The organism is Streptomyces sp. NPDC101237, from assembly GCF_044767465.1.
Lineage (GTDB): Bacteria > Actinomycetota > Actinomycetes > Streptomycetales > Streptomycetaceae > Streptomyces > Streptomyces gramineus.
Window position 1 is genome coordinate 40,470 of record NZ_JBIWNY010000015.1, and the last position, 24,739, is coordinate 65,208.

The following is a 24,739-nucleotide window of genomic DNA, read 5'->3' on the forward strand; positions in this document are numbered from 1 at the left end:
GCGCGCCCGCGGCTACGCCTTGCTGTGCGAGAACAGCTTCAGCACCGGCACCCCCACCTTGTGGCGGGCCCGGGACGCCCAGTCCCGGTGGAAGAACTCCTCGACGTAGTGCGGATCGGTCAGGACGATGACCTCGTCCGCGCCCACCTCGTCGACGATCGTCTTCAGCGCGTCCAGCGGATGGTCCTCGACCATCCGTCCCTCCGCCGGGCTGCCCGCCGCCCGCAGCGCGGTCAAGGACACCTCCAGCGCCTGTTCGGCGAGCACCGTGGCCGCCTCGCCCTGCGGTGTCTCGCCCTCGCGCGCTGCTTCGTCCAGTTCGCCGAGCGCGATGTCGTCGATGGCCCGCAGCAGGCGGTCCGCCTGGTCGCCGCGCGGCTGGAGCAGCACGTGGAAGGAGACCTGCTCGTCCCCGTGCAAGGTGGTGACGAACTCCACGTCGGCGGACGTCAGGGCCTTCTCGATCATCAGAACGCTTGTGAACACCAGGCGCCTCTTCTCCATGAGAGGGCCACTCGGACCCTCTGTCCTCCCTGGGCCTAGCCGACCCTGCGGAAACCATCCTGCCCCGTGATCGCACGGGTACTACCGGATTCAGTGTGCCCGCCGGAAGCTAAGCGGAACGGTTGATTCCGCCGAATTCAGGACCGCTGGTAGCGACCGAACAGGAATCCGGCCTCCTCCAGCAGGGACACTAGTTCGAAACGCCGGGGCACGGTGACACCGGGGCCGCCGGAAATCCGCTGCGCCCCTCCCGCCGTCAGCATCGGGGACACGGTCAGGCACAGCTCGTCGAGGACACCGTCGGCGACGAACTGCCCGAGCAGCCGGGGCCCGCCCTCGGTGAGCAGCCGGGTGTGGCCGAGACCGGCGAGGAGGCGGACCGCGCGGGCCGGGTCGACACCGGCGCCGTCGCCCGCGACCAGCACCCGGGCGCCCGCCCGCTCGGCCGCGGCGACCCGGTCCGGCGCGGCGGCCGCGCCGGTGAGGACCAGGGTCGGGACGAGGGGCGAGGTGAACAGCGGCAGCGAGAAGTCGAGGTCCAGGCTCGCGGTGACGACGGCGACCGCGGGCGCCGCGCCCTGGCCCGCCGCCGCCCGGGCCGCGGCGAAATCGGCCCGCGCGCGGGCCGGCCTGTACCCCTCCTGGCGTACCGTTTCCGCACCGACGACCACGACGTCCGCCAGGGCTCGCAGGGTGCCGAAGATCCGCATGTCGGCAGCGCTGGAGATGGGCTGCGACCGGCCGTCGTGCTGGGCGGCGCCGTCGAGCGTGGAGACCATGTTGGCCCGCAGCCAGACCTCCCGCCCCTCGGGATAGCCGTACGCCCGTGCCAGCTCCGCCAGGCTCCACTCCCCCTCGGCCGGGCCGCCGGATGCCGGGGCCGCTGTCTCTTCGGTCACAGGGAACAGGCGTCGCATGTCGTGCAGTGTGGCACGGCAACTACCATGGATGACCGTGTCGTCTTCTCCCGCCGCATCCGAGGTCAGCCCCATAGCCGACGCGGCCCCGCTGTCGCTGTGCGCCCGCTCGCCGCACGTCCCCGCGGACCGGATGGTCGCCGAGATGGTGCCGCCGCCGCGCTTCGACTCGGTGCGCTTCGCCACGTACATACCGGACCCGAACCAGCCGAGCCAGACCGAGGCCGTGCGCGTCCTCGAAGGCTTCGCGGCCGGCCTCGGCGGCGCGCACGCGGCGGGCGGCGGCAGGCGCGGCCTCTTCGGCTTCGGGAAGGCGAAGGCGAAGGCGAAGGCGAAGGCGCCGAGGACGCCGGCCGGACCCCGCGGGGTCTACCTCGACGGCGGCTACGGCGTCGGCAAGACCCACCTGCTCGCCTCGCTCTGGCACGCCACACCGGCCGAGCCCGCGCTGAAGGCGTTCGGCACCTTCGTCGAGCTGACCAACCTGGTCGGAGCGCTCGGCTTCCAGCAGACCGTGCAGACCCTCTCCGGTCACCGCCTGCTGTGCATCGACGAGTTCGAGCTGGACGACCCCGGCGACACGGTCCTGGTGTCGACACTGCTGGGCCGCCTGGTGGACGCGGGGGTCGCCCTCGCCGCCACCTCCAACACGCTGCCGGGCAAGCTCGGCGAGGGCCGGTTCGCGGCGGCGGACTTCCTGCGCGAGATCCAGGGCCTGTCCGCCCACTTCCGCGCCCTGCGCATCGACGGCGAGGACTACCGCCACCGGGGCCTGCCCGAGGCGCCGGCGCCGTTCTCCGAGGAACTGGTGACCAAGGCGGCGTACGCCACCGCGGGCGCCTCCCTCGACGACTTCCCGCACCTCCTGGACCACCTGGCCAAGGTGCACCCGAGCCGGTACGGCGCGCTGACCGACGGCCTGACGGCGGTCTGCCTGACCGACGTGCGGCCGGTGCCGGACCAGTCGACCGCGCTGCGCCTGGTGGTGCTCGCGGACCGGCTCTACGACCGCGAGGTCCCGGTCCTGGCCTCCGGGCTGCCGTTCGACCGGCTGTTCAGCGAGGAGATGCTGAACGGCGGCTACCGGAAGAAGTACTTCCGCGCGATCTCCCGGCTCACCGCCCTGGCCCGGGACGGCAAGGGGCTCGTCGCCGCCGAGTAGGCGCCGCCGCCGGCCACGACGGCGCGCCGAGGAACTCGATCGAGCCACCCCACCGGCATTTTTTACGCTCTCTTCGGTTCGCAACACCCAGTTAACCCTGCAAAGGACTTTGCAGGGTTAACGTGTTTCTTGACCAACCATTGACCCGTGCTTGGTGCGCACAAGAGGCGTGAACTGTCGCGAGGGGGGCTCATGTTCCGTGGTACGACGGCCAGGACCGTGTTCTCGCTCCTGGCCGCCGCCCTGCTCGCCGTCCAGTTCTTCGCACCTGTGGCACCATTCGCATCCGCGCACACAATCCGTCATGCAGAGGCCAAAGCCGCGCCCGGTCCCCGGACTTTCGCGGCCCTCGTGCGCGACGACCCGCGCGTCCCGCGCGGCCCCGGCCGCCGCGGCGAGCTGCCCGGCCCGCCCCGCACGGCCGACCGCCGGCACACCTCCACCGCGGGCCGGGCCGACGACCGTCCGCCCGCCGCGCGGCACACCGAGGCGATACCGACCCAGGCCGCCCCGGCGGTCCGGCGGGACCGCACGCCGAGAACGTCCAGAACCCCCTCGCCGGCCGCGCTCCAGATCTTTTGCTGCTGAGCGGCGGGTTCGCCCGCTCACCCCCCACAAACGTCGTGCAAGCCCGACGCGCCCCCACGGCGCGCCAGGAGGAGTCGATCCGTCATGCAGCCCCTCATCGACAACGCCCGTGCCTTCGGACAACGCCCTGAGGAGTTCGCCGAACTCGCCGCGGGCCAGTCCCCGCAGGTCCTCTTCATCGCCTGCTCCGACTCCCGTGTCGTCCCGGCCCTGATCACCGGCGCCCGCCCGGGCGAGCTCTTCGAGCTGCGCACCGCGGGCAACATCGTCCCCCCGTACGCCTCGGCCCACCCCACCGGCGAGGCGGCCACCATCGAGTACGCCGTGGAGGTGCTCGGCGTCCGCGACATCGTCGTCTGCGGGCACTCGCACTGCGGCGCCGTCGGCGCGCTGGTGCGCGGCGACGACCTGACCGCCGTACCCGCCGTACGGGACTGGCTGGCCCGCGCCGAGCCACGCCCGGCCGGCACCCCCAAGGACCCGGCCGTCGCCGAGGGCGTGCAGAACCACGTGCTCGCCCAGTTGCTGCGGCTGCGCTCCTACCCGTGCATCGACAGGAAGCTGTCGCGGGGCGAACTGACCCTGCGCGGCTGGTACTACGAGGTCCACACCGGTGCCGTGCGCGAACACCGCGCCGAGACCGACGCGTTCGAGACCCTGTGAGCGTCGCGATGTCCAAGTTTCCTTATCTGAGGCAGGACTTCACCGCCTCCCTCGTCGTCTTCCTGGTCGCGCTCCCGCTGTGCGTGGGCGTGGCCGTCGCCTCCGGTGTCCCGGCCGAACTCGGCCTGGTCACCGGCATCGTGGGCGGTCTGGTCACCGGGGCGCTGCGCGGCAGCAGCCTCCAGGTGTCGGGGCCCGCCGCCGGTCTGACCGTGCTCGTCTTCGAGGCGGTCCAGGAGTTCGGGCTGCCGGTGCTCGGCGTGATCGTGCTGATCACCGGCGTGCTCCAGATCGTCATGGGCGTGCTGCGGCTGGGCCGCTGGTTCCGGGCCATCTCGGTCTCGGTGGTCGAGGGCATGCTGGCCGGGATCGGGCTGGTGCTGATCGCCGGCCAGCTCTATCCGGCGCTCGCCGCGAAGGCCCCCGATTCGGGGCCGGGCAAGATAGCGGGGCTGCCGCGGGCGTTCACGGACGCGCTCGGGGACGGGGAGGCGCTGGCCTCGCTCGCGCTCGGCGCGGGCACCGTCGCCGTCCTGGTCCTGTGGAAGCACCTCCCGGCGAAGGTACGGACGGTTCCCGGCCCGCTGGCCGCCGTCGGCCTCGCCACCCTGGCCGCGCTCCTGCTGGGTCTCCCGGTCGCCACCGTCGAGGTGCACGGGCTGCTCGGCTCCGTCCAGCCGCCGACGGCGGGCGCCTTCGGCGAGCTGGCGGACCTCGGGGTGATCGGCACGATCGTGGCGTTCACGCTGATCGCGTCCGCCGAGTCGCTGTTCAGCGCGGCGGCCGTGGACCGGCTGCACCACGGTCCGCGCACCCGGTACAACCAGGAGCTGATCGCCCAGGGCGCGGGCAACGCCCTGTGCGGAGTGCTCGGCGCGCTGCCGATGACCGCGGTGATCGTGCGCAGCGCGGCCAACGTGCAGGCGGGCGCCCGGACGAAGGCGTCGCGGGTGCTGCACGGCCTCTGGCTGCTGCTGTTCGCGGCGCTGCTGCCCGGCGCCCTCGCCCTCCTGCCGATCCCGGCGCTCGCCGGTGTCCTGGTGTACTCGGGCGCCAAGCTGATACCCGTACGGGCCCTGGTCGTGCTCTGGCGCGAGCACCGCGGCGAGGCGCTGGTCCTGGTCGTCACCGCGGTGTCGATCGTGGCGGTCAGCATGTTCGAGGGCGTGCTGATCGGGATCGCCCTGTCGATCGTCAAGACCGCGTGGGAGGCCTCGCACATCAGGCTGGAGGTGGTCGACAAGGGCGCGGGCCCGGTCGACGCCCACCTCTCGGGCAACGCGACGTTCCTGCGGCTGCCCAGGATCCTCGACAGTCTGGAGGCGCTGCCCCAGGACCGCCCGGTCCGGCTGGACCTGTCCGGGCTGCACCACCTCGACCACGCCTGCCGCACCGCGCTGGAGAGCTGGGCCGAGCGGCACAGCGACGCCGGCACCGAGCCGGTGCGGGTCACGGCCGGATCGGCCGGGACCACCAGGAACCCGGCCGTCTGAACCGGCGGCCGCTCCCGGGCCGGGACGCCGACGCCCCTCGGCATCCCGGCCCGGACCTGCTTCCCGGTGGCCGTGGCCTCCGGGCACCCGCCGGGCATATCGTTGCAGCATCAGACATACCGGACCTCTCTGGCTGGAGGTCGTCATGGTTCAGGAGCTGCTGGTCGCGGTGGTGGCGGCGCTGTGCGCCGGCGCGCTGTACGTGGCCGCGGGGGCGCGGGTCGTCAAGCAGTACGAACAGGGAGTCCTGTTCAGGCTCGGCCGGGTCACCGGTTCCGTACGGCAGCCCGGGTTCAATCTGGTGATCCCGTTCGCGGACCGGCTGCACAAGGTCAACATGCAGATCGTCACGCTGCCGGTCCCCGCCCAGGAGGGCATCACCCGCGACAACGTCACGGTGCGTGTGGACGCGGTCGTCTACTTCCGGGTGGTCGACGCGGTGAGCGCGCTGGTCAAGGTGGAGGACTACAAGTTCGCCGTCTCGCAGATGGCGCAGACCTCGCTGCGGTCCATCATCGGCAAGAGCGACCTGGACGACCTGCTCTCCAGCCGCGAGCAGCTCAACCAGGGGCTGGAGCTGATGATCGACAGTCCGGCCGTGGGCTGGGGCGTGCAGGTGGACCGCGTGGAGATCAAGGACGTGTCGCTGCCGGACACGATGAAGCGCTCGATGGCGCGGCAGGCCGAGGCCGACCGGGAGCGCCGGGCCCGGATCATCAACGCCGACGCCGAGTTCCAGGCCTCGAAGAAGCTCGCCGAGGCGGCCCAGCAGATGGCGAGCACGCCGTCGGCCCTGCAACTGCGGTTGCTGCAGACGATCGTGGCGGTGGCCGCCGAGAAGAACTCCACCCTGGTGCTGCCCTTCCCGGTGGAGCTGCTGCGGTTCCTGGAGCGGGCCCAGCAGCCCGCGCCGGCCGGCGGCGCCGCACCCGGCCCCGCCGGCCGTCCGGAAGTCGTTCACTCGGACGGAGCGGTGCGGGAGGACACCGCGGCGGTGCGGCAGCCGCCCGGGTGACCCGGACTCGCGCCGTCCCGAAAGAACGGACAATCCGACCTACTTTCCTAGGATGATCCGACCAGTACGCCGTCTTACCGCCCGGACCGTCGCCGGCGTCGCCCTCGGCGCCGCGCTCGCCGCCTGCGGCACCGCCCCGAGCCCGCACACCACCGCCCACACCCGCCCCGCACCGGCCCGCCCCGCACCCGCCGCGAAGCCGCCCACGCTGCCCGCGGGGCCGGGCGGCCTGGCCGCCGTCTTCTCCAACGGTCCGCGCACGGCCGGCAAGACGGTCGCGCTGACCTTCGATGCCGACATGACCGCCGACGAGGGGCCGCGCGCGGCCGCGGGCGAGCACTTCGACAACCCCGCGCTGATCGCGACCCTGCGCCGGCTGAAGGTGCCGGCCACGGTCTTCATGACCGGCCGCTGGGCCGACGAGTACCCGGACCAGGCCCGCTCCCTCGGCCACGACCCGCAGTTCGACGTCGCCAACCACTCCTACAGCCACTACGCGTTCACCGGCGACTGCTACGGCCTGCCGACCGTCTCCGCCGCGAACATGAAGTCGGACGTGCAGCGTGCCTACGCGGCCCTGCTGCGGGCCGGCGTCCCGCATCCGATGCCGTACTTCCGCTTTCCCGGCGGCTGTTACGACGACCAGGCACGGCGCGCGGTCGGCTCGCTCGGGGTCACCGCGGTGCAGTGGGACGTGGTGAGCGGCGACGCGTTCGCGACCGACGCCGACGCCGTGACCCAGCAGGTGCTGGACGGGGTGAAGCCCGGCTCCGTGGTCGTCATGCACTGCACGCGCAGCGCCGCCCCGACCACCGAGGAGGTGGTCCGCCACGTCGTTCCCGAGCTGCGGCACCGGGGCTTCCGGTTCGTGAAGGTCTCCGAGCTGATCGGGCAGACGCCAGGCCATCGCTGACCGTTCTACGCTGGAGGCATGAGCGACGAGGTGTACCCCACGCCCGCCGGGGCGCCGGCACCGCCGGAGACGGGCGGTGCGCCGTACGCCGAGTGCGTGCTGTGCCGGGAGCCGACCGAGTACCCGGAGTCGTACCGGGGCGTCACCATGTGCCCACGGTGCGCATGGCAGGAGGCGCAGCGCGGCGCCTGCTCGGGGTGAGCGGCCGGGACGGGACCCGGCCGGTCACCGGGTCGGCCGCACGGCCCCTTAGGGTGTCCGGGTGAGCGCTCCTTTCCAGGTCTCGGCGAACAGCCGGGACGAAGCACCCCAGTTCGTCCTGCCCCTCGTCGTGCGGATCGAGAAGGCCGCCCCGCCCGCCCGCACCGACGCCCTGGAGACCGCGGCCCGGGCCGTGCTGACGCTGCTCAGCGATCCGCGGGCGCTCGGCGACGGCGAATGGGCGACGGCGGTCCGGGACTGGGAGGACGCCCGGATCCGCAAGGTCGTGCGGCGGGCCCGCGGGTCCGAGTGGCGGCGGGCCGGGGAGCTGCCCGGGATCACGCTCACCGGGAAGTCCGCCGAGGTGCGGGTGTTCCCGCCGGTGCCGCTGGACGGCTGGCCCAAGGAACTGGCGAAGCTGCAGGTGTCCGGGACCGAGCTGGACGACCCGGAGCCGCCCGCCGGCGCCGACCGGACGCGGCCCGTGCTGTGGCTGAACCCTCGGCTGGAGATGTCCGCGGGCAAGGCGATGGCGCAGGCCGGGCACGGGGCCCAGCTCGCCTGGTGGGCGCTGCCGCCGGAGGAGCGCGAGGCCTGGCGCGAGGCCGGGTTCCCGCTCGCCGTGCGGACCGCCGCTCCGGCCGAGTGGCGCGGCCTGACCGACGGCGGGCTGCCGCTGGTGCGGGACGCCGGCTTCACCGAGATCGCGCCGGGCAGCTGCACCGTCGTCGCGGACCATCCCGCCCTTCGCTGACCAGCGACTTTTTGAATTCCCTGACGAACTTTGCCGTTTGTTTGAACACCGCGGCCGCCGCGCCCGTACGTCCGGTCACTGGACCTGCGACACGGGGAGGCACTCCTTGCGGCGTTTCAACGGCACGGCCATGATCCTGGCGGCCCTCGCCACCACGGCCGGCGTGCTCGCCTATCCCGTGTGGTCCTACGCCGACCGCTCAGGCACCGGGCAGGCCAACCTGGCCGCCGGCACCGTGGCCACCCAGTGGGGGCCGCTGTCCGCCTCGGACCGCGATCTGATCGTGCGGGTCCGGCTGGCCGGCCTCTGGGAGCTGCCGGCCGGGCAGCAGGCCGTCGAGCGGGCGCCCAGCGCGGAGATCAAGGAGGCCGGGGACCATCTGATCGTCGGTCACACCGACCTGGACCGGCGGGTGCGGATCGTCGCCGGGCAGCTCGGTGTCGAGCTGCCCAACGTGCCCAACGAGCAGCAGCAGGGCTGGCTGCGGGAGATGTCGGCGGCGACCGGCGCGGAGTACGAGTACACGTTCGTGAACCTGCTGCGTGCCGCGCACGGCAAGATCTTCCCTGCCATCGGCGCGGTGCGGAACAGCACCCGCAACAGCCTGGTCCGGCAGCTGGCCTCGGACGCCAACCAGACCGTGCTGGACCACATCACCGTCCTGGAGAAGACCGGGAAGGTCGACTTCGAGGCCATCGCCGACGAGATCGCCGGCTCCGCGACGGCGAGCCCGACCGGCCCTCCGGTGCCGGCACCCGGGGTGGTGGTGCCCTCCGCCCCGGCCGCGCGGGCCAGTGGCGACGTGCGGGTCTCGTCCCGGCCCTCGCCCGGCGCGCCGGGCACGGTGAACACCGCCCGCCCGGACCCGGTGGACTCGCTGGGTGTGCTCGGCGGATAGCCCGCACAGCTCCCCGGAGCGCGGACCCGAACCTCAAATGTTGCTCTGAAGCGGCAGGCAACGCGGTTCGCGGACGCGCTCCGGGGCCATACCCCGGTCAGTCGGAGGAGGGGGAGGACCATGGTCCTGGAGCGGCTGGGAACGGGCATCGGCTGGCGGCCGGAGATCGCGGACGCCGTGGAGCGCATGCCCGTCGACTGGGTCGAGGTCGTGTCCGAGAACACCTGCCCCGGCCACCTGCCCGAGTCGCTGCGGCGGCTGCGCGAGCGCGGGGTGACCGTCGTACCGCACGGTGTCTCCCTGGGCCTCGGCGGCGCGGACCGGCCGGACGCGCACCGGCTCGCGGCGCTCGCCGAGCGCGCCGAGGCGCTGGGCTCCCCCCTCGTCACCGAGCACATCGCGTTCGTCCGCGCGGGCGGCCCGCTGACGGCCACACCGCTGCTGGAGGCCGGACACCTCCTCCCGGTGCCCCGCACCCGGGACGCCCTCGACGTCCTCTGCGCGAACGTGCGGATCGCCCAGGACGCGCTGCCCGTACCGCTCGCCGTCGAGAACATCGCCGCGCTGATCGGCTGGCCGGGCGAGGAGATGACCGAGGGGCAGTTCCTGTACGACCTCGTGGACCGCACCGGGGTCCGGCTGCTGATCGACGTGGCGAACCTGCACACCAACCACGTCAACCGGGGCGAGGACCCGGCCGAGGCCCTCGCCGAACTCCCCGTCGAGGCCATCGCCTACGTCCATGTCGCGGGCGGCTTCGAGCGGGACGGCGTCTGGCACGACAGCCACGCCCACCCGGTGCCCCCGGAGGTCCTGGAGGTGCTGAGCGGCCTCGCGTCCCGGGTCACGCCGCCGGGGGTGCTGCTGGAGCGGGACGAGAACTTCCCCGAACCGGCCGAACTGGAGCGGGAGCTGGCGGCGATCCGCGGGGCCGTGGCGGCCGGGGGCGGGGACCGCGGCGGCCGCTCCGCTCCTCCGGTGCCGCCCGCCGTACCCGAGGTGTCCGACGCCACCCGGCAGCGCGTCGGTCTCGGTCAGGCCGCGGTGCTGTCCGCGCTGGTCGCGGGGACACCGGTGCCGGAGGGGTTCGACCGGGTGCGGATGGGCGTGCAGGCACGGGCGCTGGCCTCGAAGCGGGCGGACGTGGTGGCCAAGGTGGCCCCGGAGCTGCCCGAGATCCTCGGGGACTCCTACCGGCCGCGGTTCCTGGCGTACGCGCAGGAGCAGCCGATGACCGGCGGCTACCGGCGCGACGCCCTGGACTTCGCGGGACGGCTGCTGCGCGACGGCCGGGCGGGCGGCAGGGTCTCCCGGCGGCGCCTGGAGAAGTGGTGGCTGGACCGCGCGGGCGCGGCGCCCCGGCGCGGGGCTCCGCTGCGACGAGGATGAGGGCGCCGTCCGTCGGGGCGTGCGCCGCGGGGTCCGCACCCGGCGTCCGGGCCCGGACCGCGCCCCCCCTCGGCCCCGGGCCGCGCCCCACCGCCTCGGTACTATGCCAAGCCCGCACCGCGACGCCTGAGCCGTGCGGCGCAGGAGGCATCATGCACGCACGTTACCGACCCCCCGTCCGAGGCCGAGGCCTGTTCACCGGCACCGGGCTGCTCCTCACCTGTCTCGCGGCGACCCTCGCCGCCCTGGTCTTCCCGATCTGGTCGTACGCCGACCGCTCGGACCCGACCGGCTCGGTGAACGTGCTCAGTGCCCAGACGGTGCCGACCCGCTACGGCCCGCTGTCCGCCCTGGACCGGGACTTTGTCGTCAAGGTGCGGCTCGCCGGGCTCTGGGAGCTGCCGGCCGGCGAGATGGCGCAGGAGAAGGGCACCACCCAGGCCGTCCGGGCCGCCGGACAGCACCTCGTCGACGGGCACACCACCCTGGACGCGCACGTGCGCAGTGTGGCCGGCATCCTCGGCCTGCCGATCCCCAACCAGCCCAACGACCAGCAGCGCCAGTGGCTCGCCACGCTGGCCGAGGCGCAGGGGCAGGACTTCGACCGGCAGTTCGCGAACATCCTGCGGCTGGCGCACGGCCGGGTCTTCCCGGTCGTCGCCCAGGTCCGGGCGGGCACCCAGAACATCCTGGTCCGCGGTCTCGCCGACGACGCCAACACCACCGTCCTGGACCACATCAAGATGCTGGAGGCCACGGGGTACGTCGACTTCGACGCGCTGGCCCGGCAGTTGACGGCCACCCCCGCTCCGGTCTCCTCGCCGCCCGTCTTCGCGCCGGGCGACGCGATCCCGGTCGTGCCGTCCCCGCCGCCGTCCCCGCAGACCGCCTCCGCCTACCCGTTGCCGCCCGCCGCCTCCAGTCCCCCGCCGACCGGCACCCCCTGACCTGGGCGGCAAACGGAACGTCACGTACCGACAACACTCGGTCCGGGATGTGAACAGGGCATGGTGTTTCCGAAGGCCCTGGCATAGAAACACGTCATGTTCTGGGTGCTTCTCCTGCTCCTGGCCTGGGCCGTCGCCGGCACCGCCTGCACGCGGCTGTGCCTGGCCGCCGTCCGCGCGGCGGCCGCGGACACCGCCCCGGTCCGAGGCCGCGATCTGACGCTGTACGAGGCCGCGTTCCTGTCCGGCGGACCCGCGCGGGTCGCCGACCTGACCCTGGTGTCCATGGCCCGCCAGCGGCGGCTGCTGCTCGCCCACACCGGCTGGGCGACCGTGGTGGACCCCCGGGCGCGGGACGAGATCGAGCGCTCCGTGATAGGCGCCATCGGGCCCGAAGGACAGTCCCGGATAGCGCCGGTGCGGACCGCCGCGGCCGACACGGACGCGGTGCGCAGCCTCGGCGAGGGGCTGGTGCGGGCGGGCCTCGCGGTGCCGGACGCGGCGGCGCGCACCACGGTCGCCTCGGGCGTGCGCCAGGTGCGGGCCGCGGCGCTCGCCGTGACCGGCCTGGCGGTGGCCGCCCTGACACTGCCCGCCCCGGCCGGGATGCCGCGCGACCTGATCGCCGTGTGGTTCGCGCTGCCGCTCGTCCTGACCCTGAGCTGCCTGGGCATGGCCCGGGTCGAGGCGCACCCGTACGCGCGCTGGGCCTCCCCGGCCGGGCAGCGGCTGCTGGGCGGGGTGCGCCGGCGGGCCGGGCGGGCGGCCGACGACCACTCGTTCCTCGCCTCCGTCGCCGTGCGCGGCGTCCGCGCGATCGGCGAACCGGAGCTGCGTGCGGCGTTCGCACACCGGGACCAGCTCCCGCGGGAGTGAGCGGGGGCGTACAGGGGCATTGGCGCCGACACCGGCCCATGGTGCTTGCCTTCGCCGCCGACCGATCGAAATATCCCTTTATTGCTGCCGTGCAGTCGCTGCGGTGCCGTTGCTGCCGCGCCACGCAGCGACCGCACCGAAGGGATACCCCCACATGAGAGCCCCCGTCCTGTATTCGGCAGCCGGCTCCCTGCTCCTGACCACCCTGGCCGCCGCCCCGGCCGGCAGCGCCCCGCGTGTCCCGGACACGGCGGCGGCCGAACTGCGCGGCACCGCCGTGGCCGCCGCGCGAGCGCGCGCGGAGGGCATCGACTTCGGCAAGTGCGCCGCCGCGCTGGAGTACCCGAGTTCCTTCCAGTGCGGCACGCTGAGCGTCCCGCTGGACTACGCGCACCCGGAGGGCAAGCGGATCCGGCTGACCGTCAGCCGGGTGCGGGCCACCCACAAGGACCCGCACAACAGCAAGCGCAAGGTGCCGAGGCAGGGCGCGCTGGTCTACAACCCCGGCGGCCCCGGCGCCTCCGGCATGGACTTCCCGATGGTCGGCACCCTCCCCGAGTGGAAGCGCCTGGCCGCCGCGTACGACCTGGTCGGCTACGCGCCGCGGGGCGTGGACCGTTCGGCGCCGCTGTCCTGCGTGGACCCCAAGCGCTTCTACAAGGCGCCCTCCCCGTCCCCGGCGCACCCCTCGGCCGCGTACAAGAAGGCCCGGGTCGCGGACGCGAAGGCGTACGCGCGCGGCTGCCTCAAGCGGTCCGGGTCGAAGCTGCGGTACTACACCTCGCTCAACAACGCCCGGGACCTGGACGTGCTGCGCGCCGCGCTCGGCGAGAACCGGCTGACCTTCATGGGCGCCTCCTACGGCACCTACTTCGGCGCGCTGTACGCCACCCTGTTCCCCTCGCACGTGCGGCGGATGGTGCTGGACTCGGCGGTCGACCCGGACCCGGCGCAGATCTGGTACCGCGCCAACCTCGACCAGTCGGCGGCGTTCGAGGGCCGCTGGGCGGACTACCGGGAGTGGATCGCCCGGCACGACGACGCCTACGGGCTCGGCGACACGGCGGCGAAGGTGCAGGCGAGTTACGACCGGGCGAGCAAGCGGCTGGCCAAGAAGGCGGCCGGCGGCAAGGTCGGTCCGGCGCAGCTGCAGGGCGCGTTCCTGACGGCCGGGTACTACGACGACTTCTGGCCGAGCCGCGCGGAGGCGCTGTCGAAGTTCCTGAAGGGCGACGCGAAGCCGCTGGTCCGCCTGGCGGCGCCGACGCAGGCGACCGCCGCCGCCGCGGAGAACGGCAACGCGGTCTACACGGCCGTCGAGTGCAACGACGCGCCCTGGCCGACGGACTTCGCGACCTGGGACCGGGACAACACCCGGCTGGCGCGGGTGGCGCCGTTCGAGACCTGGGACAACGCCTTCATGAACCTGCCGTGCGCCTACTGGCCGGTGCCCCGGCAGAAGGCCCTGGACGTGCGCACCGGTCCCGGTGAACTGCCGCCGACGCTGATCCTCCAGGCGGAGCGGGACGCGGCCACGCCGTACGCGGGCGCGCTGGAGCTGAACCGGCGGCTGGCCGACTCGGTGCTGGTGACCGAGCGGGACGCGGGCACCCACGGCATCGGCGGCGGCCCCAACAAGTGCGTCAACGGCTACCTGGAGGCCTACCTGCTGGAGGGCCGGCTCCCGGAGCGGCGGGCGTCCTGCGCGGCGCACCCGGAGCCGAAGCCGGCCGGCCGCGCCCAGCAGCCCAGGAAGCTGCGGGAGTCCCCGAAGGGGAAGGCCGGCCGGCGCTGAGCGTCGTCAGGCGAGGCCCGCGACCAGCTCCGCGACGTCCTTGCGGCGGCCCGTGTAGAACGGGACCTCCTCGCGGACGTGCCTGCGGGCCTCGGAGGCGCGCAGGTGGCGCATGAGGTCGACGATGCGGTACAGCTCGTCGGCCTCGAAGGCCAGGATCCACTCGTAGTCGCCGAGCGAGAACGAGGCGACCGTGTTGGCGCGCACGTCCGGGTAGCCGCGGGCCATCTTGCCGTGGTCGGCGAGCATCCGGCGGCGGTCCTCGTCGGGCAGCAGGTACCAGTCGTACGAGCGCACGAACGGGTACACGCTGACGTAGTTGCGCGGCGTCTCGTCGGCGAGGAAGGCCGGGATGTGCGAGCGGTTGAACTCGGCGGGGCGGTGCAGCGCCATGTTCGACCAGACCGGCTCCAGGGCGCGGCCCAGCTTCGTGCGACGGAAGAGGTTGTACGCCTCCTGGAGCTGGTCGCTGTCCTCGGCGTGCCACCAGATCATCAGGTCGGCGTCGGCGCGCAGACCGGAGACGTCGTAGGTGCCGCGCACGGTCACGTCCTTGGCCGCGAGCTGGTCGAACAGCTCCTGGACCTCGTCCGCGTAGCCCGTGCGGTCCTCGGGCAGCACGTCCTTCAGCTTGAAGACCGACCACAGGGTGTAGCGGATGACCTCGTTGAGGTCCTTGGCCAGCTTGCCCTTGTTCGGGATCCGCTCGGCGGCGGTGGTGGGGGCGTCGTCACTCATGGTCCTCATTCTCCCGCTCCGCCGTGCAGGCTCTGCACCGGGTGGGCGGTCAGTTCCCGGACCGCCGTCAGGTCGCCGCCCAGCTGGTCGACGGCCGCGTACGCGCTCGCGACGCAGGCGGGGATGCCCACGCCGTCGTACGGGGCGCCGCAGACCGCGAGGCCGGGGACGGCGGCGACGTGCGCGCGGACCCGGGCCACGCGCGCGTGGTGGCCGACGGGGTACTGGGGCAGGCCGTCGGTCCAGCGGGTGACCCGGGCGGCGAGGGGTTCGGCGTCCAGGCCGGTGGCCTCGCGCAGATCGTGCCGGGAGACGCCGACGAGGTCGCCGTCGGCGCGCCCCAGCACCTCCGTCTCGCCGTACCGCCCGACCGAGGTGCGCAGGACGACGACGTCCGGGTCCTCCTCGGCGATCCAGCCCCACTTCTGGGAGGCGAAGGTCGCGGCCTTGATGGTCCGGCCGTCCACCGGCGGCACCAGGAAGCCGCTGCCCTCGGGGAGGGCGAGGCCGGACCGGCGGTAGGCGAGGGTGATCAGGGCCATCGAGGCGTACTCGACGGCGGCCAGTTCGGCGGCGGCCGCGGGTGCCTCGGCGCGCAGCAGACGGGCGGCGACGGGAGCCGGGACGGCGACGATCACGGCGTCCGCGTACCGCACCCGGTCACCGGCGACGATCCGCCAGCCGGTGCGCGGTCCGGCCGCCGGCGAGCCGTCGCGGCCGGGGTCGCGGTCCGGGTCCGGTGCCACCCGGCGCAGTTCGGTCACCGGGGTGCCGGTGACGATCTCGCCGCCGCGCGCCCGCACCGACGACGCCACCGCGAGCGGCAGGGTGCCGACGCCGCCCTCGATGCCGGTGAACACCGGGCCCGTCTGCCGGACCGCCGCCGCCTTGGCCTGGATGTCGCGGACGGCCTCGGTCAGCGAGTCGTGCGTCCGGGCCGCCTGGTAGAGCTGCGGGACCGCCGAGCGCATCGAGATGCGGTAGGCGTCCCCCGCGTAGACCCCGCCGAGCAGCGGCTCGACCAGCCGGTCGACGACCTCCCGGCCCAGCCGCCCGGCGACGTACTCGCCCACCGCGACGTCGTCGCCGACCTCGGTGCGGGGCAGGTCGGCGTCGCGCCCGATCCGCGCGAGCCCTTCCTCGGACAGCACGCCGGACAGCGCGGCGGCGGTGCCGGGCACGCCCATGACGTGGCCCTTGGGCATGGGACGCAGGGCGCCCCGGGTCCAGATCGACGCCGTGGCGGTGGACGGTGGCCGCAGCCGGTCGCCGAGCCCCGCCTCGCGCGCCAGGGCGACGGCCTCGGGGCGGCGGGCCAGCATCGACTCGGCGCCCAGGTCGACCCGCACGCCCGCGATCTCGCCGGGCAGCAGCTTGCCGCCGACCCGGTCGGCGGCCTCCAGCACCGTGACGCGCACACCGCGCTCCAGCAGCCGGTGGGCCGCGGCGAGCCCCGCGATCCCGGCCCCGACGACGACGACCTGCCCCGTGTGCGTTGCGCTCATGGCCCCACTCTCTCAAACCCGCACCCGCGCTCCCGGCCCGGCCCGGTGACCGGCGCGCGTCCTGACCGTGACCGCATCGGGACCCGCGCACCCCAACGTCCCGCACCGCCCCGGCGTCGAAGGAGCGTCATCGGTCACCACTCCCCGGGGGGAACCATGCGGCATCCCGTACGACCCGTCCGACCCGTACGACCCGTCCTGGCCGGCCTGCTGATGGCCGCCGCCCTGGTCCTCACCGGATGCGGCGCGGGTGGCGGCTCCGGAGGCTCCGCGAGCGACTCCGGCGACGCCAAGTCCGCCGTGGGCGGCGCCGCCGAGGCGGCGGCGGGCCCGGCCGGGGCCGCGGACGGCGGCGGCCGGGGCGCCGGGCGGGCGCCCACGCTCACGGCGAACCGCATCATCCGCACCGCCTCCCTGACCGTGCAGGTCAAGGACGTGCCCCGGGCGCTCGACGAGGCCCGCGCAACGGCCGAGAGCGCCGGCGGCTACGTCGGCGACGAGACGACCAGCCGGGACACCGGGGGCCACGAGCGCACCAGGGTGGTCCTGCGGGTGCCCACCGAGCGGTACGACGAGGTGCTCGCGCGCCTCCAGGGCGCGGGCAGGCTCCTCGACCGCACCGCCAAGGCCCAGGACGTCACCGACCAGATGGTGGACGTCGACAGCCGCGTCGCCTCGCAGCGGGCCAGCGTGGCCCGGGTCCGCGAGCTGATGGACCGGGCCGCCAAGCTGAGCGACGTGGTGACCCTGGAAGGGGAGTTGAGCAGCCGGGAGGCCGACCTGGAGGCGCTGCTCGCCCAGCAGGCCTCCCTCAAGGACCGCACCGCCATGGCCACCATCACCCTGTCGCTGACCAGGACGCCGGCGGTGCGCGCGGCGCGGGACCACACGCCCGGATTCACGGACGCGCTGGCGGGCGGCTGGCACGTCTTCGTCACCGTGCTGCGCTGGATCGCGCTGGCGCTGGGCGCCGCCCTGCCGTTCGCGGCCCTCGCGGCCCTGGTCGCCGTCCCGTGGTGGCGGATCGCCCGCCGGCGCCGCGCGCCCGGCGGGCAGACCTGAGCGGGGCCGGCGTTCCCCCGCCCCGTAGCGTGTCCGCATGGACATGAGCGGTGGACGGGAACGGCTGGTGGTGATCGGCGGGGACGCCGCGGGCATGTCCGCGGCGTCCCAGGCACGCCGGCTGCGGGGACCGGACGAACTGGAGATCACGGCGTTCGAACGCGGCCGCTTCAGCTCCTACTCGGCGTGCGGGATCCCGTACTGGGTCGGCGGTGACGTCCCGGAACGCGACGAGCTGATCGCCCGGACGCCCGAGGAGCACCGGGCCCGCGGCATCGACCTGCGCACGGGCACCGAGGTCACCCGGATCGACGTGGCCGGGAAGCGGGTGCGCGCGCGTGACCTGGCCTCCGGCGCCGAGTCCTGGACGCCGTACGACAAACTCGTCATCGGGACCGGCGCCCGCCCGATCCGGCCCGACATGCCCGGCGCGGACGCGCCCGGGGTGCACGGCGTGCAGACGCTGGACGACGGACAGGCGCTGCTGGACACGCTGGCCCGCACGCGTGGCCGCCGAGCGGTGGTGGTCGGCGCCGGCTACATCGGCGTCGAGATGGCCGAGGCGATGATCAACCGCGGTTACGAGGTGACGGTCGTCAACCGCGGCAGCGAGCCCATGTCCACGCTCGACCCGGACATGGGCCGCCTGGTGCACACGGCGATGGAGGGCCTCGGCATCACCATGGTCAACGACGCCGAGGTCACCGAGGTGCTCACCGGACCGGACGGCCATGTCCGGGCGGTGGCCACCGAGGACGGCGAGTACCCGGCGGACGTGGTGATCCTGGGCGTCGGCGTCCGCCCGGAGACGAGCCTCGCGCGGGACGCGGGCCTGCCCGTCGGCGCGCACGGCGGCCTGCTCACCGACCTGGCGATGCGGGTCCGCGGCCACCGGGACATCTGGGCGGCCGGCGACTGCGTGGAGGTCCTGAACCTGGTCTCGGGACAGGAGCAGCACGTCCCGCTGGGCACCCACGCCAACAAGCACGGCCAGGTCGTCGGCACCAACGTGGGCGGCGGCTACGCCACGTTCCCGGGAGTCGTCGGCACGGCGGTGAGCAAGGTGTGCGACCTGGAGATCGCCCGCACCGGGCTGCGCGAGAAGGACGCCCTGCGGGTGGGCCTGCGGTTCGAGACGGTCACCATCGAGTCCACGAGCCGCGCCGGGTACTACCCCGGCGCGAGCCCGATGACGGTCAAGATGCTCGCGGAACGCCGCACGGGGCGCCTGCTGGGCGTCCAGATCGTGGGGCGGGAGGGCGCGGGCAAGCGGGTCGACATCGCGGCGGTGGCGCTGACGGCGAACATGACGGTGGAACAGATGACGGCCCTGGACCTGGGCTACGCGCCGCCGTTCTCGCCGGTGTGGGACCCGGTGCTGGTGGCGGCGCGGAAGGCGGTGGCCAAGGTGAACGCCGCCCGGTAGGGGTGCGAGGTCGCGGCCGGTGTGCGGCCGCCGTGCGGGCGCGGCCGGCCGCGGCGCGCCCGCACCCGGCGGCGCACGTCAGGCCGTCCCGCTGATCCTCGGCAGCGACGTGACCCCGGCGCCTCCCGGCGCGGGCGCGGCGGCGGGCTGCTCGGCGCCGGACCGCGCGTGCGCCGCGGCCGGCCGGGTCGACCGCAGCCGGTTGCTCACCGCCTCGTCCAGCGTCACCGGCCGCTGCATCTGCGCCGCCAGCCGGCCCGCCTCCTGACCGAGCCGTGCCACGTCCTCCCACGGCAGCCGTACGACGAGGGAGATCTCCGCCTCGCCGTCCGGCATGGCCTGCATGGGAGGGAATCCCTGGGAAGCAACCCGCTCGTTCATCGCCTGGTCCTCACGTCGCCGGAAACATCACCCGAAGCTCATCGGTCGCAAGGACATACGCACCCGCGCGCGCCGACGTTCACCGGGGCACCGCGCGCTTCGGGCGCCCCCGCCCTGGGCACTAGTGAGCTGTGGTCATCCCCGTCCATGACGTCAACCCGGTGCGGCGCACGCCGTACGTGACGTACGCGCTCATCGCCGCGAACGTCCTCGTCTTCCTGTTCATGCCCGGCATAGCCGGTTCCGTGGCCGGCAGCAGCGACCTGGCACAGCTGTGCCACCTGCAGGCGTTCACGGACCACTACGCGGCGGTCCCGCGGGAACTGATCCATCATCAGATGCCGGGCCTGGTGCCGACCGGTGCCGTGGGCGTCGGCGGCCACGGTCCCGGCTGCGTCGTCGCGCCGCCCTCCTACGACAAGTCACCGGCGCTGTCGGTCTTCACGGCGATGTTCCTGCACGGAAGCTGGCTGCACCTGCTCGGCAACATGCTCTTCCTGCTGATCTTCGGCAACAACGTCGAGGACCGGATGGGCCACGTCCGGTACTTCCTCTTCTACGTCGTCTGCGGCTACGCGGCCTCCTACGGCTTCGCCCTCCTCAACGACGCCTCGGGTGACCCGCTGATCGGCGCGTCCGGCGCGATCGCCGGCGTCCTCGGCGCCTATCTGGTCCTCTATCCGAGGGCCAGGGTCTGGGTGCTCGTCCCGTTCCTGGTCTTCCTGCCGCTGCGGCTGCCGGCCTGGCTGGTGCTGGGCTTCTGGTTCGTGCTCCAGGCCGTGTACTCGTCCGGGGAGGGCGTCTCCGACGCGGGCACGGTGGCGTACGCGGCGCACATCGTCGGCTTCCTCGTGGGCATGCTGCTCGCCTGGCCGCTCAAACCGGGCACGCCTCCGCCGCCGGAGCCGCGCGGCCTGCTGTTCGGCAGGCGGGCCCGGCCCCGGCACGGCTGGTGAGCAAGGACCGCCACCGTGCCCCCTGCCCCGTCCGCGAAGATGGTGCGGCCGGGCCCGGGGGCACGTCACCGCAACGGCCGCGACGGGGCGGCCGGAACGGCTGTCCTAGTGGGCCGTGCGGTTGTGGACGTAGTCGACCAGGCGGGTCAGTGCGTCCGGGTCGGTGGACGGCATGACGCCGTGGCCGAGGTTGAAGACGTGGCCTTCCAGACCGGCGGCCGCGTCGAGCACCTCACGCGCCTTGGTCTCCACCGCGTCCTTGCCGGCGAACAGGACGGTCGGGTCGATGTTGCCCTGGAGGGCCTTGCCGGGGCCGACGCGGCGGGCGGCCTCGTCGAGCGGGACGCGCCAGTCGACGCCGACGACGTCCGCGCCGGCCTCGCCCATCAGGTTCAGCAGTTCGCCGGTGCCGACGCCGAAGTGGATGCGTGGAACGCCGTATCCGGCGACGGCGTCGAAGACCTTGGCGGAGGCGGGGAGCACCGAGCGGCGGTAGTCGGCGGGGGACAGCGCGCCGGCCCAGGAGTCGAAGAGCTGGACGGCCGAGGCGCCGGCCTCGATCTGCACCTTCAGGAACACGGCCGTGATGCCGGCGAGGCGGTCGAGCAGGTCGGCCCAGAGCTCGGGGTCGCCGAACATCATCGCCTTGGCGTTCTCGTAGGTGCGCGAGGGGCCGCCCTCGACGAGATAGCTCGCGAGGGTGAACGGGGCGCCGGCGAAGCCGATCAGCGGGGTCGGTCCGAGCTCCCGGGTGAGCATGCCGATGGCCTCGGTGACGTAGGAGACGTCCTCCGGGGTCAGGTCGCGGAGCTGGGCGAGGTCGGCGCGGGTGCGGATCGGGTGGGCGACGACCGGGCCGACGCCGGGCTTGATGTCGAGGTCGACACCGATCGCCTTGAGCGGGACGACGATGTCGCTGAAGTAGATGGCCGCGTCCACGTTGTGCCGGCGCACGGGCTGGAGCGTGATCTCGGTGACCAGCTCGGGGCGCATGCAGGACTCCAGCATGGGGATGCCCTCGCGCACCTTGCGGTACTCCGGCAGGGAGCGGCCGGCCTGCCGCATGAACCACACGGGGGTGTGCGGAACGGGTTCACGCCTGCACGCCTTGAGGAAGGCACTGTCGTACGTCGCTGTCGGCTGCTGGCCCGCGGGGCTCCCGTTCGCACTCACGACGGCAAGTCTCGCACGCCCCCGGACCCGGTGCGGACACGGCCCGGGCGGGGCCTTAGGTGGTGTCTCTCCCTGCGCGAAGGCGTCGTTCCCCTTACTCTTCCCCGCATGGCTGCGGCTCAGGGACGACTGTCGGACGGCGCTGGCGAAATGGGCGAGGGGAAAGGCACCGAGGGGGGCGAAGGACATACGGGGACGGCGGCGCCGCCGGCCTTCCGGGCCGCGGTCGACGCGCTGCGCGGCGCCCGGCTGCGGCCGCAGGTCGAGGTGGAGCCGACGCCCGCGCCGCAGCGTCTGGCCCCGTTCGCGTACGCCGTGGAGGCGGCGGTCGTCGACGGCGAGCAGGATCTCGCCGACGGCCGGCTGGTGCTGCTGCACGACCCGGCCGGGCACGACGCCTGGCGCGGTACGTTCCGGCTGGTGACGCTGGTGCGCGCGGAGCTGGAACCGGAGATGGCGGCCGATCCGCTGCTCCCGGACGTCTGCTGGTCCTGGCTCACCGGGGCCCTGCAGGCGCGCGGTCTGTCGTACGGGGAGCCGAGCGGGACCGTCACGCGGGCCAGTTCGCACTACTTCGGCGGGCTGTCGGAGCGGCCCGCCGCCTCGCAGATCGAGATCCGGGCCTCCTGGACGCCGCGGGAGGGGCGGGCCGGGGTGCCGGACACCGCGGCGCACCTCGCCTCCTGGTGCGACCTGCTGGCGCAGGTGGCGGGGCTGCCGCCGGCCGGACCCGGCGACGCCTCGGTGGTCACGCTGCCGCAGCGCCGCGACCCGCAGGCGCGCTAGGCCCCTTTCAGGGACCGTCCGCCCCGGTGTCGTCCGTTCGGGCCATCGGCGACTCACCCTTCATTGACCATCTCTTTGTCGATACGGCCACTTTCTGTCCTGTACGGCAACAGGCCGAACCGATTCGATCTTCGGATGATCGATCGCGTGTCCGAATTGCACGTATTGATGCTCACTAAATCGTGATCATTCTCTAAAGGCGGACGGGTTTGATGCCGAAGACGACTGTGACCTTGAAAGCACGGTTCGTCCCGGCTTCTTCCCCCCAAGCCGGCCCCGTCCCCCCACCCAGGAGGCCTGGTGTCCGTTCTCCTAGAGCAGCCCGCAAGCCTGGTCGCCTACCGCCCGAACAAGCCCACCGCCATGGTGGTCGTGGCCGACCCGCGCGTCCGTTCCACCGTCACCCGCCACCTGTGGGCGCTGGGGGTGCGCGACGTGATCGAGGCCTCGTCCATCGCGGAGGCTCGTCCCCGCATCGGCAACCCCCGTGACATCTGCGTCGCCGACGTCCACCTCCCGGACGGCTCCGGCCTGACCCTCCTGTCCGAGACCCGCGCCGCGGGCTGGCCCAACGGCCTGGCCCTGTCCGCGGCCGACGACATCGGCGCCGTCCGCAACGCCCTGGCCGGCGGAGTCAAGGGCTACGTCGTCACCGGCACCCGCACCAACATCGGGCTCCCCACCCGGCCCGGTGCCGCCCCCATCGGTTCCGCCGCCGCCCGTATGCACCGCCGCCCCCCGGGTGCCCCGAGCCACCCGGGCGGCTACCGCGAGCTCTCCGGCCGTGAGGTCGAGGTGCTCCGGCTGGTCGCGGAGGGCCAGTCGAACAAGGCCATCGGCGTCTCGATGGGACTGTCCGCCCTCACCGTCAAGAGCCACCTGGCCCGCATCGCCCGCAAGCTGGGCACGGGCGACCGCGCCGGGATGGTCGCCGTCGCCCTGCGCACCGGCATCATCCACTGACCCGCCGTCCACCCCGCCCTCCATCGTTCAGCGACGTGAACCGGATCGGCCGCTGGTCCGCAGCCGCGCCCCGGACGGCGTCCCCCGTTCGTGGACCTGATAATTCACCGAGCTGACTGGTTTACGACCCCCAGGCGCCCGTCGACGGAACGTTCCGTCGACGGGCGCCGTCCACACACGGATACCCTTGACATGTGACCGACGCCCAAGACACCGCAGCAGACAGTTCACTGCGCACCACCGGGGGTACTCCCCCGGACGACGCCGGGTCTTCTGCGACGGAGGCGCCGACTCCCTTGCTGGAGCCGCGTGAGGGCATTCCGCCCGTGGTCACGGACGAGGACACGCTCGCCCGCGTGATCGCCGCGTTCGCGGCCGGCTCCGGGCCGGTGGCCGTCGACGCCGAACGCGCGTCCGGCTACCGCTACGGCCAGCGCGCCTACCTGGTCCAGCTGCGCCGCGCCGGCGCCGGGACCGCGCTCATCGACCCCGTCGCCTGCCCCGACCTCTCCGGACTCGGCGAGGCGCTGTCCGGCGTCGAGTGGGTGCTGCACGCCGCCACCCAGGACCTGCCCTGCCTGCGGGAGATAGGCATGGTGCCCGGCAGCCTCTTCGACACCGAACTGGCGGGACGGCTCGCCGGGTTCCCGCGGGTCGGGCTCGGCGCGATGGTGGAGAGCGTTCTCGGCTTCGTCCTGGAGAAGGGCCACTCCGCCGTCGACTGGTCCACCCGCCCGCTGCCCGAGCCCTGGCTGCGGTACGCGGCGCTCGACGTCGAACTGCTCGTCGACCTCCGGGACGCCCTGGAGAAGGAGCTGGACCGGCAGGGGAAGCTGGAGTGGGCCCGGCAGGAGTTCGACGCGATCGCGTCCGCGCCGCCCGCCGAGCCGAGGAAGGACCCCTGGCGCCGGACGTCCGGCATGCACAAGGTGCGGCGGCGCCGGCAGCTGGGCGTGGTGCGGGAGCTGTGGCAGACGCGGGACCGCATCGCGCAGAAGCGGGACGTGTCGCCCGGCAAGGTGCTCAGCGACACGGCGATCGTGGAGGCCGCGCTGGCGCTGCCGGCCAACGCGCACGCCCTCGCGGCACTGACCGGGTTCGGGCACCGGATGGGACGGCGGCAGCTGGAGCAGTGGCAGGCCGCGGTGGACCGGGCCAAGGCCCTGCCGGACTCCGCGCTGCCGCTGCCGGGGCAGCCGGTGACGGGGCCGCCGCCGCCGCGCGCGTGGGCCGACAAGGACCCGGCGGCGGCCGCCCGGCTGTCCGCCGCGCGGGCCGCGGTGTCGGCACTCGCCGAACGGCTCACCATGCCGCAGGAGAACCTCATCACCCCGGACACCGTGCGCCGGCTCTGCTGGGAGCCGCCCAAGGCCGTCGACGCCGAGACGGTGGGGGCGGCCCTGGCGGGATACGGCGCCCGGCCCTGGCAGGTGGAGCAGGTCACGCCGGCGCTGGTCACGGCGCTGACCGCGTAGCAGGTCCGCGGGCGGCGGGGCGTCGAGATCCCGCCAAGGTTGCGGGACGGCGCACGGAGGAACGGGAAGCCGGGCGGCCGCCGGCGCGGGCCGTCCCCGGCCCGGTCGGCGCCGCCGCCCCGCGGGCGGCGGGGCCGGTCTCCGGTCCGCGCGGAGCAC

General features: G+C 73.9%; 25 protein-coding genes. 19 read left to right on the forward strand and 6 right to left on the reverse strand.

All coding sequences use genetic code 11. The annotated features are described in order from the left end of the window. Nucleotides 1-12 precede the first annotated feature (12 nt). Nucleotides 13-486 carry an indole-3-glycerol phosphate synthase gene (locus ACIRQ9_RS23175; RefSeq protein WP_404176518.1) on the reverse strand — a complete coding sequence of 158 codons (474 nt, stop codon included), beginning with the start codon at nucleotides 484-486 and terminating at the stop codon, nucleotides 13-15. 155 nt (nucleotides 487-641) lie between these two features. After that, on the reverse strand, nucleotides 642-1,421 hold the full coding sequence (locus tag ACIRQ9_RS23180) for a pyrimidine reductase family protein (RefSeq protein ID WP_404176521.1): 780 nt from the start codon (nucleotides 1,419-1,421) through the stop codon (nucleotides 642-644). Between the two features lie 37 nt (nucleotides 1,422-1,458). On the opposite strand from ACIRQ9_RS23180, the gene zapE reads away from it, so the two are divergent. The 13 genes from zapE to ACIRQ9_RS23245 all read left to right on the forward strand — a co-directional run bounded on the left by zapE (nucleotide 1,459) and on the right by ACIRQ9_RS23245 (nucleotide 14,115). Continuing rightward, nucleotides 1,459-2,583, forward strand: coding sequence for a cell division protein ZapE (gene zapE, locus ACIRQ9_RS23185; RefSeq protein WP_404176524.1), 1,125 nt, complete (start codon nucleotides 1,459-1,461; stop codon nucleotides 2,581-2,583). 192 nt (nucleotides 2,584-2,775) lie between these two features. Further along, nucleotides 2,776-3,171 (forward strand): hypothetical protein, encoded by a 396-nt coding sequence (locus ACIRQ9_RS23190; RefSeq protein WP_404176528.1) that lies wholly within the window; start codon nucleotides 2,776-2,778, stop codon nucleotides 3,169-3,171. Between the two features lie 84 nt (nucleotides 3,172-3,255). Further along, nucleotides 3,256-3,834, forward strand: a complete 579-nt coding sequence (locus tag ACIRQ9_RS23195; protein WP_404176531.1) for a carbonic anhydrase — start codon at nucleotides 3,256-3,258, stop codon at nucleotides 3,832-3,834. An 8-nt stretch (nucleotides 3,835-3,842) separates the two neighbouring features. Beyond that, nucleotides 3,843-5,327: a SulP family inorganic anion transporter gene (locus ACIRQ9_RS23200; RefSeq protein ID WP_404176534.1), complete on the forward strand. Its 1,485-nt coding sequence runs from the start codon at nucleotides 3,843-3,845 to the stop codon at nucleotides 5,325-5,327. 145 nt (nucleotides 5,328-5,472) lie between these two features. Continuing rightward, on the forward strand, nucleotides 5,473-6,342 hold the full coding sequence (locus ACIRQ9_RS23205; RefSeq protein ID WP_404176537.1) for a slipin family protein: 870 nt from the start codon (nucleotides 5,473-5,475) through the stop codon (nucleotides 6,340-6,342). A gap of 52 nt (nucleotides 6,343-6,394) precedes the next feature. After that, the gene (locus ACIRQ9_RS23210) at nucleotides 6,395-7,255 is read left to right on the forward strand and encodes a polysaccharide deacetylase family protein (protein WP_404176540.1); all 861 of its coding nucleotides are present in this window, start codon (nucleotides 6,395-6,397) and stop codon (nucleotides 7,253-7,255) included. A gap of 18 nt (nucleotides 7,256-7,273) precedes the next feature. Further along, nucleotides 7,274-7,456 carry a hypothetical protein gene (locus ACIRQ9_RS23215; RefSeq protein WP_404176543.1) on the forward strand — a complete coding sequence of 61 codons (183 nt, stop codon included), beginning with the start codon at nucleotides 7,274-7,276 and terminating at the stop codon, nucleotides 7,454-7,456. A gap of 61 nt (nucleotides 7,457-7,517) precedes the next feature. Then, the gene (locus ACIRQ9_RS23220; RefSeq protein ID WP_404176546.1) at nucleotides 7,518-8,210 is read left to right on the forward strand and encodes a peptidyl-tRNA hydrolase; all 693 of its coding nucleotides are present in this window, start codon (nucleotides 7,518-7,520) and stop codon (nucleotides 8,208-8,210) included. A gap of 106 nt (nucleotides 8,211-8,316) precedes the next feature. Next, nucleotides 8,317-9,108, forward strand: coding sequence for a DUF4142 domain-containing protein (locus tag ACIRQ9_RS23225; RefSeq protein WP_404176549.1), 792 nt, complete (start codon nucleotides 8,317-8,319; stop codon nucleotides 9,106-9,108). A gap of 120 nt (nucleotides 9,109-9,228) precedes the next feature. Beyond that, complete coding sequence (locus tag ACIRQ9_RS23230) at nucleotides 9,229-10,497, forward strand: DUF692 domain-containing protein (protein WP_404176552.1); 1,269 nt, start codon at nucleotides 9,229-9,231, stop codon at nucleotides 10,495-10,497. Nucleotides 10,498-10,649: 152 nt separating this feature from the next. Continuing rightward, complete coding sequence (locus ACIRQ9_RS23235) at nucleotides 10,650-11,444, forward strand: DUF4142 domain-containing protein (RefSeq protein WP_404176555.1); 795 nt, start codon at nucleotides 10,650-10,652, stop codon at nucleotides 11,442-11,444. A gap of 96 nt (nucleotides 11,445-11,540) precedes the next feature. Continuing rightward, entirely contained in the window at nucleotides 11,541-12,320 is a 780-nt protein-coding gene (locus ACIRQ9_RS23240; protein WP_404176558.1) for a TIGR04222 domain-containing membrane protein, read from the forward strand. Between the two features lie 154 nt (nucleotides 12,321-12,474). After that, on the forward strand, nucleotides 12,475-14,115 hold the full coding sequence (locus ACIRQ9_RS23245) for an alpha/beta hydrolase (RefSeq protein WP_404176561.1): 1,641 nt from the start codon (nucleotides 12,475-12,477) through the stop codon (nucleotides 14,113-14,115). A 6-nt stretch (nucleotides 14,116-14,121) separates the two neighbouring features. Here ACIRQ9_RS23245 and hemQ read toward each other — a convergent pair whose 3' ends face one another. Both hemQ and hemG read right to left on the reverse strand, forming a co-directional pair. Beyond that, a complete protein-coding gene (gene hemQ / locus ACIRQ9_RS23250) occupies nucleotides 14,122-14,853 on the reverse strand; it encodes a hydrogen peroxide-dependent heme synthase (protein WP_404176564.1) in 732 nt (243 codons plus the stop codon). Nucleotides 14,854-14,858: 5 nt separating this feature from the next. Beyond that, nucleotides 14,859-16,358 carry a protoporphyrinogen oxidase gene (gene hemG / locus ACIRQ9_RS23255; RefSeq protein ID WP_404176567.1) on the reverse strand — a complete coding sequence of 500 codons (1,500 nt, stop codon included), beginning with the start codon at nucleotides 16,356-16,358 and terminating at the stop codon, nucleotides 14,859-14,861. A gap of 156 nt (nucleotides 16,359-16,514) precedes the next feature. Here hemG and ACIRQ9_RS23260 point away from each other — a divergent pair, with 156 nt between their 5' ends. After that, nucleotides 16,515-17,420, forward strand: a complete 906-nt coding sequence (locus ACIRQ9_RS23260) for a DUF4349 domain-containing protein (protein ID WP_404176570.1) — start codon at nucleotides 16,515-16,517, stop codon at nucleotides 17,418-17,420. A gap of 37 nt (nucleotides 17,421-17,457) precedes the next feature. Next, nucleotides 17,458-18,846, forward strand: coding sequence for an FAD-dependent oxidoreductase (locus tag ACIRQ9_RS23265; protein WP_404176573.1), 1,389 nt, complete (start codon nucleotides 17,458-17,460; stop codon nucleotides 18,844-18,846). Between the two features lie 78 nt (nucleotides 18,847-18,924). Here the strand turns inward: ACIRQ9_RS23265 and ACIRQ9_RS23270 are convergent, their stop codons facing one another. After that, entirely contained in the window at nucleotides 18,925-19,191 is a 267-nt protein-coding gene (locus ACIRQ9_RS23270) for a hypothetical protein (protein ID WP_404176576.1), read from the reverse strand. Nucleotides 19,192-19,358: 167 nt separating this feature from the next. Between ACIRQ9_RS23270 and ACIRQ9_RS23275 the strand changes: the two genes are divergently transcribed. Next, nucleotides 19,359-20,183: a rhomboid family intramembrane serine protease gene (locus ACIRQ9_RS23275; protein ID WP_404176579.1), complete on the forward strand. Its 825-nt coding sequence runs from the start codon at nucleotides 19,359-19,361 to the stop codon at nucleotides 20,181-20,183. A 105-nt stretch (nucleotides 20,184-20,288) separates the two neighbouring features. On the opposite strand, the gene hemE is transcribed toward ACIRQ9_RS23275, so the two are convergent. Then, a complete protein-coding gene (gene hemE, locus ACIRQ9_RS23280) occupies nucleotides 20,289-21,356 on the reverse strand; it encodes a uroporphyrinogen decarboxylase (RefSeq protein WP_404176582.1) in 1,068 nt (355 codons plus the stop codon). A 108-nt stretch (nucleotides 21,357-21,464) separates the two neighbouring features. Here hemE and ACIRQ9_RS23285 point away from each other — a divergent pair, with 108 nt between their 5' ends. From ACIRQ9_RS23285 to ACIRQ9_RS23295, 3 genes are all read left to right on the forward strand, one after another. Then, entirely contained in the window at nucleotides 21,465-22,142 is a 678-nt protein-coding gene (locus ACIRQ9_RS23285) for a DUF3000 domain-containing protein (RefSeq protein WP_404176585.1), read from the forward strand. A 300-nt stretch (nucleotides 22,143-22,442) separates the two neighbouring features. After that, a complete protein-coding gene (locus ACIRQ9_RS23290) occupies nucleotides 22,443-23,105 on the forward strand; it encodes a response regulator transcription factor (RefSeq protein ID WP_123973178.1) in 663 nt (220 codons plus the stop codon). A gap of 194 nt (nucleotides 23,106-23,299) precedes the next feature. After that, nucleotides 23,300-24,580: an HRDC domain-containing protein gene (locus tag ACIRQ9_RS23295; RefSeq protein ID WP_404176588.1), complete on the forward strand. Its 1,281-nt coding sequence runs from the start codon at nucleotides 23,300-23,302 to the stop codon at nucleotides 24,578-24,580. Nucleotides 24,581-24,739: the final 159 nt, after the last annotated feature.

Bases quoted from the DNA above. Each gene is read 5' to 3' on its own strand.
- ACIRQ9_RS23195 (WP_404176531.1), top strand. From the start codon at position 3,256: ATGCAGCCCCTCATCGACAACGCCCGTGCCTTCGGACAACGCCCTGAG.
- ACIRQ9_RS23245 (WP_404176561.1), top strand. From the start codon at position 12,475: ATGAGAGCCCCCGTCCTGTATTCGGCAGCCGGCTCCCTGCTCCTGACC.
- ACIRQ9_RS23240 (WP_404176558.1), top strand. From the start codon at position 11,541: ATGTTCTGGGTGCTTCTCCTGCTCCTGGCCTGGGCCGTCGCCGGCACC.
- ACIRQ9_RS23190 (WP_404176528.1), top strand. From the start codon at position 2,776: ATGTTCCGTGGTACGACGGCCAGGACCGTGTTCTCGCTCCTGGCCGCC.
- ACIRQ9_RS23205 (WP_404176537.1), top strand. From the start codon at position 5,473: ATGGTTCAGGAGCTGCTGGTCGCGGTGGTGGCGGCGCTGTGCGCCGGC.
- ACIRQ9_RS23235 (WP_404176555.1), top strand. From the start codon at position 10,650: ATGCACGCACGTTACCGACCCCCCGTCCGAGGCCGAGGCCTGTTCACC.
- hemG (WP_404176567.1), bottom strand. From the start codon at position 16,358: ATGAGCGCAACGCACACGGGGCAGGTCGTCGTCGTCGGGGCCGGGATC.
- ACIRQ9_RS23215 (WP_404176543.1), top strand. From the start codon at position 7,274: ATGAGCGACGAGGTGTACCCCACGCCCGCCGGGGCGCCGGCACCGCCG.
- ACIRQ9_RS23265 (WP_404176573.1), top strand. From the start codon at position 17,458: ATGGACATGAGCGGTGGACGGGAACGGCTGGTGGTGATCGGCGGGGAC.
- ACIRQ9_RS23285 (WP_404176585.1), top strand. From the start codon at position 21,465: ATGGCTGCGGCTCAGGGACGACTGTCGGACGGCGCTGGCGAAATGGGC.
- ACIRQ9_RS23270 (WP_404176576.1), bottom strand. From the start codon at position 19,191: ATGCAGGCCATGCCGGACGGCGAGGCGGAGATCTCCCTCGTCGTACGG.
- ACIRQ9_RS23210 (WP_404176540.1), top strand. From the start codon at position 6,395: ATGATCCGACCAGTACGCCGTCTTACCGCCCGGACCGTCGCCGGCGTC.
- ACIRQ9_RS23230 (WP_404176552.1), top strand. From the start codon at position 9,229: ATGGTCCTGGAGCGGCTGGGAACGGGCATCGGCTGGCGGCCGGAGATC.
- ACIRQ9_RS23260 (WP_404176570.1), top strand. From the start codon at position 16,515: ATGCGGCATCCCGTACGACCCGTCCGACCCGTACGACCCGTCCTGGCC.
- ACIRQ9_RS23200 (WP_404176534.1), top strand. From the start codon at position 3,843: ATGTCCAAGTTTCCTTATCTGAGGCAGGACTTCACCGCCTCCCTCGTC.
- hemQ (WP_404176564.1), bottom strand. From the start codon at position 14,853: ATGAGTGACGACGCCCCCACCACCGCCGCCGAGCGGATCCCGAACAAG.
- ACIRQ9_RS23180 (WP_404176521.1), bottom strand. From the start codon at position 1,421: ATGCGACGCCTGTTCCCTGTGACCGAAGAGACAGCGGCCCCGGCATCC.